This window comes from Streptomyces pathocidini, from assembly GCF_001418495.1.
Classification (GTDB): Bacteria; Actinomycetota; Actinomycetes; order Streptomycetales; family Streptomycetaceae; genus Streptomyces; species Streptomyces pathocidini.
Genome location: NZ_LIQY01000366.1, coordinates 1 through 7579, shown reverse-complemented (window position 1 = coordinate 7579; position 7579 = coordinate 1). Strand labels below are relative to the sequence as shown.

The 7579-nt window shown below is 71.8% G+C and carries 10 protein-coding genes; 2 read left to right on the top strand and 8 right to left on the bottom strand.

Going from position 1 to position 7579, the window contains the following annotated elements; genetic code table 11:
• Positions 1-333, bottom strand: a 333-nt coding sequence (locus tag AOK16_RS17550; RefSeq protein ID WP_420865390.1) for an FHA domain-containing protein, incomplete at its 3' end; no start/stop codon positions are given.
• A gap of 254 nt (positions 334-587) precedes the next feature.
• Between AOK16_RS17550 and serB the strand changes: the two genes are divergently transcribed.
• Positions 588-1820: a phosphoserine phosphatase SerB gene (gene serB / locus AOK16_RS17545; protein ID WP_055473180.1), complete on the top strand. Its 1233-nt coding sequence runs from the start codon at positions 588-590 to the stop codon at positions 1818-1820.
• A 107-nt stretch (positions 1821-1927) separates the two neighbouring features.
• Here serB and AOK16_RS17540 read toward each other — a convergent pair whose 3' ends face one another.
• The 4 genes from AOK16_RS17540 to AOK16_RS17530 all read right to left on the bottom strand — a co-directional run bounded on the left by AOK16_RS17540 (position 1928) and on the right by AOK16_RS17530 (position 4525).
• A complete protein-coding gene (locus tag AOK16_RS17540; protein ID WP_055473179.1) occupies positions 1928-2494 on the bottom strand; it encodes a SixA phosphatase family protein in 567 nt (188 codons plus the stop codon).
• Between the two features lie 76 nt (positions 2495-2570).
• Complete coding sequence (locus tag AOK16_RS17535) at positions 2571-2783, bottom strand: hypothetical protein (RefSeq protein ID WP_055473178.1); 213 nt, start codon at positions 2781-2783, stop codon at positions 2571-2573.
• Positions 2784-3055: 272 nt separating this feature from the next.
• Positions 3056-3172, bottom strand: a complete 117-nt coding sequence (locus AOK16_RS28995; protein ID WP_276202512.1) for an SGM_5486 family transporter-associated protein — start codon at positions 3170-3172, stop codon at positions 3056-3058.
• A gap of 30 nt (positions 3173-3202) precedes the next feature.
• Complete coding sequence (locus AOK16_RS17530; RefSeq protein ID WP_055473182.1) at positions 3203-4525, bottom strand: CynX/NimT family MFS transporter; 1323 nt, start codon at positions 4523-4525, stop codon at positions 3203-3205.
• A gap of 64 nt (positions 4526-4589) precedes the next feature.
• Between AOK16_RS17530 and AOK16_RS17525 the strand changes: the two genes are divergently transcribed.
• The gene (locus tag AOK16_RS17525) at positions 4590-5261 is read left to right on the top strand and encodes a FadR/GntR family transcriptional regulator (protein ID WP_055473177.1); all 672 of its coding nucleotides are present in this window, start codon (positions 4590-4592) and stop codon (positions 5259-5261) included.
• A 135-nt stretch (positions 5262-5396) separates the two neighbouring features.
• Here the strand turns inward: AOK16_RS17525 and fabI are convergent, their stop codons facing one another.
• The 3 genes from fabI to AOK16_RS17510 form a co-directional block, all read right to left on the bottom strand.
• Positions 5397-6164, bottom strand: coding sequence for an enoyl-ACP reductase FabI (fabI, locus tag AOK16_RS17520; protein ID WP_055473176.1), 768 nt, complete (start codon positions 6162-6164; stop codon positions 5397-5399).
• Positions 6165-6169: 5 nt separating this feature from the next.
• Positions 6170-6889: a 3-oxoacyl-[acyl-carrier-protein] reductase gene (fabG, locus tag AOK16_RS17515; protein WP_055473175.1), complete on the bottom strand. Its 720-nt coding sequence runs from the start codon at positions 6887-6889 to the stop codon at positions 6170-6172.
• 330 nt (positions 6890-7219) lie between these two features.
• Complete coding sequence (locus AOK16_RS17510; protein WP_055473181.1) at positions 7220-7507, bottom strand: GlsB/YeaQ/YmgE family stress response membrane protein; 288 nt, start codon at positions 7505-7507, stop codon at positions 7220-7222.
• Between the last annotated feature and the right edge of the window lie 72 nt (positions 7508-7579).

Here is a 7579-nt window from a genome sequence, read left to right as displayed (position 1 = left end):
CGCGGGGGCCGGGTGCGTCGGGCCGCCGTGGGCCGGGGCGTGGGCGGGCAGGAGGTCCAGGCGCGGGCCGTCGACGGCGTTGCCCAGGCGGAGTTCGGTGCCGGGGACGACCTCGGCCCGCTCGACGCGCCGCCCCCGGAGGAAGGTGCCGTTGGTGCTCCCCCGGTCCTCGACGAACCAACTCCCCTCGACCCAGCGGAGGTTGGCGTGCCGCCAGGAGACTCTGGGGTCCTCGACCACCACATGGCCCTGCGGATCACGCCCGATGGTGTACGTCGTGGAGGGATCGAGCGCCCACGTCCGCCCGTTCAATTCCAGTACTGGTTCCGGCACTTCATGCCCCACTGCTTGTCTGCCGAGTGACCCCCGCGCGGGGGCTCCAGGCATGGCGAAGATCGTGGAGAACTATTTCAGGCGGGGCGCCCGGAGGGAAAGCCAGGGATGGGCTCCCCCCGCAGATGGCACTGGGTGCCGCGCCCCCCTCGTCGCTCCTCCGCCCCGGGTGGTGAACCGGCGCCAAGGGGCGCGTTCCGTGATACGGGATGGGCGCGCGGGATCGTACGGCGGCCGGATACGGTGGGAGCACCATGAGCGCATCGCAGAATCCGCCGGTCGCCGGTGCACCGGGCGAGAACAGCCCCACCCTCCTCGTCAAGATCTTCGGGAAGGACCGCCCGGGCATCACCGCCGGCCTGTTCGACACCCTCTCCGCGTACTCGGTCGACGTCATAGACATCGAGCAGGTCGTCACCCGGGGCCGGATCGTGCTCTGCGCCCTGGTCACCGCGCCCGCCGGGGGCGACACGGAGGGTGAGCTGCGGGCCACGGTGCACGCCTGGGCCGAGTCCCACAAGCTCCAGGCGGAGATCATCTCGGGCCGGGGCGACAACCGCCCCCGCGCCGCGGGCCGTTCGCACGTGACCGTGCTGGGGCAGCCGCTGACCGCCGAGTCGACCTCCGCCGTCGCGGCCCGTATCACCGCACTCGGCGGCAACATCGACCGGATCTTCCGGCTGGCGAAGTACCCGGTGACGGCGGTGGAGTTCGAGGTGTCCGGCGCCGAGCCGGAGCCGCTGCGGACCGCGCTCGCCACCGAGGCCGCGGCGCTCGGCATCGATGTGGCCGTGGTGGCCTCGGGGCTGCACCGCCGCGCGCAGCGGCTGGTGGTCATGGACGTGGACTCCACGCTCATCCAGGACGAGGTGATCGAGCTCTTTGCCGCGCACGCGGGGTGCGAGGACCAGGTCGCCGAGGTGACGGAGGCCGCGATGCGCGGCGAGCTGGACTTCGAGCAGTCGCTGCACGCGCGCGTGGCGCTGCTCGCGGGGCTCGACGCGTCGGTGGTCGACAAGGTCAGGGCCGAGGTCCGGCTGACGCCCGGCGCCCGTACCCTGATCCGTACGCTCAAGCGCCTCGGCTACCAAGTCGGCGTGGTGTCGGGTGGGTTCACGCAGGTCACAGATGATCTGCAGGAGCGGCTCGGGCTGGACTTCGCCTCCGCCAACACCCTGGAGGTGGCCGAGGGCAAGCTCACGGGCCGGGTGGTCGGCGAGGTCGTGGACCGGGCGGGCAAGGCGCGACTGCTGCGCCGCTTCGCGGCGGAGGCCGGAGTCCCGCTGGCGCAGACGGTGGCGATCGGCGACGGCGCCAACGACCTGGACATGCTGAACGCGGCCGGGCTCGGGGTGGCCTTCAACGCCAAGCCGGTGGTGCGCGAGGCCGCCCACACGGCCGTCAACGTGCCCTTCCTCGACACCGTGCTCTATCTGCTGGGCATCACGCGCGAAGAGGTCGAGGCCGCGCACACCCACGCCGACTGAGGCGCCCCCGGACAGAGGCAGGGCCCCGGCCGCACTCGCGCCGGGGCCCTTCTGCTCGGTCTCAACCTCCGGACCGGGTACGGCGGTTGGTGCGGCCGGCCGTGCGGCTAGTCGTGCGGTGCCCAGTAGTCGAGAAGCCTGCCGACTCCGTGCTCTACGGACTTCCACGAGCCGTCGAAGCCGACCACGGCTATGGCCGCGGTCGGGAACCCGCCCCGGTTCATCCGCGCCAGGGCGTCCCCCTCGGCCCCGCCCGAGAGGGCGTCGGCCAGCGCGTGCATGCCCGGGTTGTGCCCGACGAGCAGCAGGTCCCGTACGTCGTCGGGGGTTTCGTTGAGCAGTGCGATGAGCTCGCCGAGCGACGCATCGTACATCCGCTCCTCGTACACGGTCCTGGGCCGCTGCGGCAGCTCGTGCACCACGAGCTTCCAGGTCTCTCGGGTGCGGACCGCGGTGGAGCAGAGGGTCAGACCGGGGTTGATCCCCGTGCCCGCGAGCCAGCGGCCCGCGACGGGGGCTTCCTTGCGGCCGCGCTCGGCGAGCGGCCGGTCGTGGTCGGACACCTGGGGCCAGTCGGCCTTGGCGTGCCGGAGGAGGACGAGCCTGCGGGCGTCCGTGGGGCCGGTTTCCGTGGATCCGGGATTGCTTTCCGGGGAAGTTGCAGCGACGCTCATGCGTCCCAGCTTCGCACGAAACCCGCTGTGGGGCGCGGGGTGTTGGGACGCCCACCCGTGACGGGTGATGCCCAGGCTAGCGGCGCAGCACCTCTTGGACGCGTTCCAGGACCAAGCCGAGTCCCGGCTCGGCCCCGTTCGTCGCGGCGTGGGCGCCCGATGGGCCGACCAGCAGCATGAGCAGGGCGGCGAAGGCCACGGACGGCAGGGCGATGGCCCACCACGGCAGCCGCGTCTCGTAGGAGCCACGGGCAGGAGGGGTGGTCCAGGGGTGCGTACGCGCTGACATGGGGGACCGCCTCCGTGTGTTCGAGCGGGGTGACGCGGCCGCCTGCCACGGCCGCGCCCCTTCCGGTGCACCGCTGTCTCGCGGTGCACTTCGAACCTACGGATTCGCGCGGGCCGATCCCATCCGGTGATCCACCCACTTCACCCTGAGCCTGGCCCCCTAGGGGTGGTGGGGCTGTCCCCACCACCTTGCCACGCCTCCGGCCCCCGGCCTCGCCGGGGAGCGGTCCACTCAGGGTGCGGCGGTCCGGTCAGGGTGGTGAGGCGGGGTGGTCAGGGCGAGGCGATGGTCGCGATCACGCCGATGACGACGGTCACGAGCAGCATCACGCCGAGGATGGTGAGCAGCTTCTTCTGCCCGTTCTGGGGATTCGGGTCGAGCACTGGCATGCCCACCAGTCTCCCACCCGCCCCGAACGGCTACGCGAGCACCCCGTGCTCGTCCTCGACGACCCGGTTCCGGCCCGCGAGGAAGCCCAGGGCGAGCTGCGGCAGCATCAGCCCGGCCATGAGCGCGATCGGCAGCTCCCAGCCGCCGCTGTGCTGGTAGAGCACGCCGACCAGCAGCGGCCCGGGGATGGAGATCAGATAGCCGGCGCTCTGCACGAAGGCGGAGAGCCGTACGACACCGGCGCCGGTCCGCGAGCGCATCCCGATCAGCGTGAGGACCAGCGGGAAGGCGCAGTTGGAGACGCCCAGCAACAGCGCCCAGGCCCAGGCTCCGGCGGCCGGGGCGAAGTAGAGGCCCGCGTAGCCGGAGAGCCCGCAGGCGCCGAGGGTGAGGGCGATGGGGCCCTGGTGGCGTACGCGGGCGGCGATCCGCGGCAGGACGAAGGAGAGCGGGACGCCGAGGCCCATGGTCACGGCGAGCAGCACCCCGGCGGTGGAGGCGGGTACTCCGGCGTCGCGGAAGATCTGCGGCAGCCAGCCCATGGTGATGTACGCGGCGGTGGCCTGGAGTCCGAAGAAGCAGGCGAGCGCCCAGGCGGTGGGAGAGCGGGTGATCCGGACGGCCGGCCCGTCCAGCCGTACGCCCGGGGCCTCGCCTGCCGTACCGCTGCGGTCGCGGGCCAGGGGCAGCCAGGGCAGTACGGCGAGGACGGCGAGGAGGGCCCAGACCGCGAGTCCGATGCGCCAACTCCCGCCCAGGGCCTCGGTCATGGGGACGGTGACGGCCGCGGCGAGCGCGGTGCCGAGGGCCACCGCCATCGAGTACAGGCCGGTCATGGGGCCGACCCGGTCGGGGAACCAGCGCTTGACGATGACCGGCATCAGCACGTTGGAGACGGCGATGCCCGCGAGGGCGAGGGCGCTGGTGGCGAGGAAGGCCGCGGTGCCGCCGACGAACGGCCGGATCAGCAGCCCGGCCGCGATCGCGGCCATGCCCGCGCAGACCACCGCGCCGGGCCCCCAGCGCCGGGACAGCCGGGGTGCCGCGATGCCGAACACGCCGAAGCACAGCGGGGGTACGGAGGTCAGCAGCCCCGCGACGCTGCCGCTCATGCCGAGCCCGGCGCGCACCTCCTGAAGGAGCGCGCCGAGGCTGGGTATGGCGGGACGCAGGTTGAGGGCGGCGAGGACGAGTCCGACGACCGCGAGCCGGGTGAGCCAGCCGGGGACGGCCTGTTCGGTGGCGGTCCCGGCCTGCGCGGCGGTGGCGCGGCTCTTCTCCGGCATGCGGCTCCGGTCCGCCGCCGGCCGGCCCGGGGCGGCGGTCATCGTCTGGGATTCGTCGTCGGCCATGCGGGCCATCATAGAATCATGGGATGATTGCCTGTCCAATCCTTATCCGAGACTCCGGAACGCCATGCCCCTGACGACCACCCGCCGCTCCGCGCTCTCCGACCAGGTGATCGCCGCGCTGCGGAACCAGATCACCTCCGGCGAGTGGCCCGTGGGGTCCCGCATCCCGACCGAGCCCGAGCTCGTCGAGCAGTTGGGGGTGGCCCGCAACACCGTCCGCGAGGCGGTCCGCGCGCTCGCCCACAACGGGCTGCTGGACATCCGGCAGGGCTCGGGCACGTATGTCGCGGCCACCAGCGAACTGGCCGGGGTGATGCAGCGGCGGTTCGCCGGCGCCGACCCGAGCCACATCGCCGAGCTGCGCTCCACTCTGGAGTCCTCGGCCGCCCGGCTGGCCGCCGAGCGCCGCACCGAGCGCGACCTGAGGCAGCTGGACGTGCTGCTGGAACGGCGCGAGGAGGCGTGGGAGTCGGGCGACGCCGAGGCGTTCGTGGCGGCCGACTCGACCCTGCACCTGGCGTTCGTCGCGGCCTCGCACAACGAGGTGATGACCGCGCTCTACGCGGACCTGGGCGACGTCCTGCGGGACTGGCTGCGCAGCGATGTGGGCCTCGAGCTGCGCCCGGAGCGGCACATGGACCACGGGCGGCTGGTGGCGGCGATCCGGGCCGGGGACGCGGAGACGGCGAGCGCGGAGGCGGCGAGCTACGCGCTGAAGTGCTTCAGAAACGGCTGAACGGGCAACGCCCCGGCCCCTGTTGGCGCATTTCCAGGGACCGGGGCGTTCACCGCGTACGGGAGAGCGTGCGCGGAATCGCGTACGGGAAGCCGCGTACGAGTCGCGTACGGGAGGCCGTGTACGGGATGGGTGTCAGGCGCCGATCGCGTGCAGGCCGCCGTCGACGTGCACGATCTCGCCGGTGGTCTTCGGGAACCAGTCGGAGAGCAGCGCCACGATGCCGCGCCCGGCCGGCTCGGGGTCGGAGAGATCCCACTCCAGCGGGGAGCGGTTGTCCCACACGCCCGCCAGCTCCGAGAAGCCCGGGATGGACTTGGCGGCCATCGAGCCGATCGGCCCGGCCGAGACGAGGTTGCAGCGGATGTTCTGCTTGCCCAGGTCACGCGCCATGTAGCGGTTCGTGGCCTCCAGGGCGGCCTTGGCCGGGCCCATCCAGTCGTACTGCGGCCAGGCGTACTGGGCGTCGAAGGTGAGGCCGACGACCGAGCCGCCCTCCTGCATCAACGGCAGGCAGGCCATGGTCAGCGACTTCAGCGAGAACGCCGAGACGTGCATGGCCGTGGCCACGGACTCGAACGGGGTGTTGAGGAAGTTGCCGCCGAGCGCGTCCTGCGGCGCGAAGCCGATGGAGTGGACGACGCCGTCCAGGCTGCCGAGCTCCTCGCGCACCACGTCCTCGAGCCGCGCGAGGTGCTCGTCGTTGGTCACGTCCAGCTCGATGACCTTGGTGGGCTTGGGGAGCTTCTTGGCGATGCGCTCGGTGAGCGTGGGCCGCGGGAACGCGGTGAGGATGATCTCCGCGCCCTGCTCCTGGGCCAGCTTCGCGGCGTGGAAGGCGATGGAGGACTCCATCAGCACGCCGGTGATCAGGACCCGCTTGCCCTCGAGGATTCCGCTCATGGTGATCAGTGACCCATGCCCAATCCGCCGTCAACCGGAATGACGGCTCCAGTGATGTACGAGGCGTCGTCCGACGCGAGGAACCGCACCGTGGCGGCGATCTCCTCGGGCTGCGCGTAGCGGCCGAGCGGCACCTGGCCCACGATGTTCCGGCGCTGCTCGTCGCTGAGCGCCTTCGTCATGTCGGTGTCGACGAAGCCGGGCGCGACGACGTTGAAGGTGATGTTGCGGGAGCCCAGCTCGCGGGCGAGCGAGCGGGCGAAGCCGACGAGGCCGGCCTTGGAGGCGGCGTAGTTCGCCTGCCCCGCGGAGCCCAGCAGGCCCACCACGGAGGAGATCAGGACGACGCGGCCCCTCTTGGCGCGCAGCATCCCGCGGTTGGCGCGCTTGACGACCCGGAAGGTGCCGGTGAGGTTGGTGTCGAGGACGGAGCTGAAGTCCTCCTCGGACATGCGCATCAGCAGCTGGTCGCGGGTGATCCCGGCGTTGGCCACCAGCACCTCGACCGGACCGTGGCGCTCCTCGATCTCCTTGTAGGCCTGCTCGACCTGCTCGGGGTCCGTGATGTCACACTTGACGGCGAGGCAGCCCAGTTCGGCGAGGTCCGCCGGTGGCTCGCCCGACCGGTAGGTGATGGCGACGTTGTCGCCCGCGTCGGCGAAGGCGCGCGCGATGGCGAGGCCGATGCCCCGGTTTCCTCCGGTGACGAGAACCGAGCGGCTCAACGGATCACCCTTTCGATAGTGGTCAGGTTTCCCTCGAAAACTATCGGTCCGCGGCCCGATCCGGAGAATCGACCCTCGACAGGGGCATCCCGTACGCGCTGTTGGATCCCTACAGAACCCCTGGGGCACCTCCCAGAGAACACCCGAAGGCCGCCCGGGCAAACCCCCGACCGGCACCGCGAACCGCGACGCCCGGGGCGGTGGATATCCCGCCGGATCGCCCAGCAGAACGGGCTCTGACCGCTCCACCACGCCGTACGCGCGGGCCGCTCGGTGGCGGCCTCGGCGTACGGCGTGGTGCGCTGTTGTGGTGGAGTCTGCGGCCGGTGCTCACACGGTGTGCTTCTTCTTCTTGCCGCCGCCGCGGATGGCGGCGTAGAGCGGCGTTCCCACCGCGACCATCAGCACCGCTCCGGCGAGCTGCAGCAGATGGCGGCCCCAGTCGATGCCCTTGGTGGCCTCGATGCCGATGGCCCGGGCGACCGCGTTGCCGATGAGGGCACCCAGCATGCCGAGGATGATCGTCAACCAGATCGGGATGTTCTGCTTGCCGGGCAGGATCGCCTTGGCGATGAGTCCCAGGACGAGCCCCACGATGATTGCCCACAGCCAGCCCATTGCTGCCTCCTTGTCCAGCGCGATGAGCGCGATTACGGCCAGTGTCGGCCGGGCGGGGGCGGGCCGCACTTC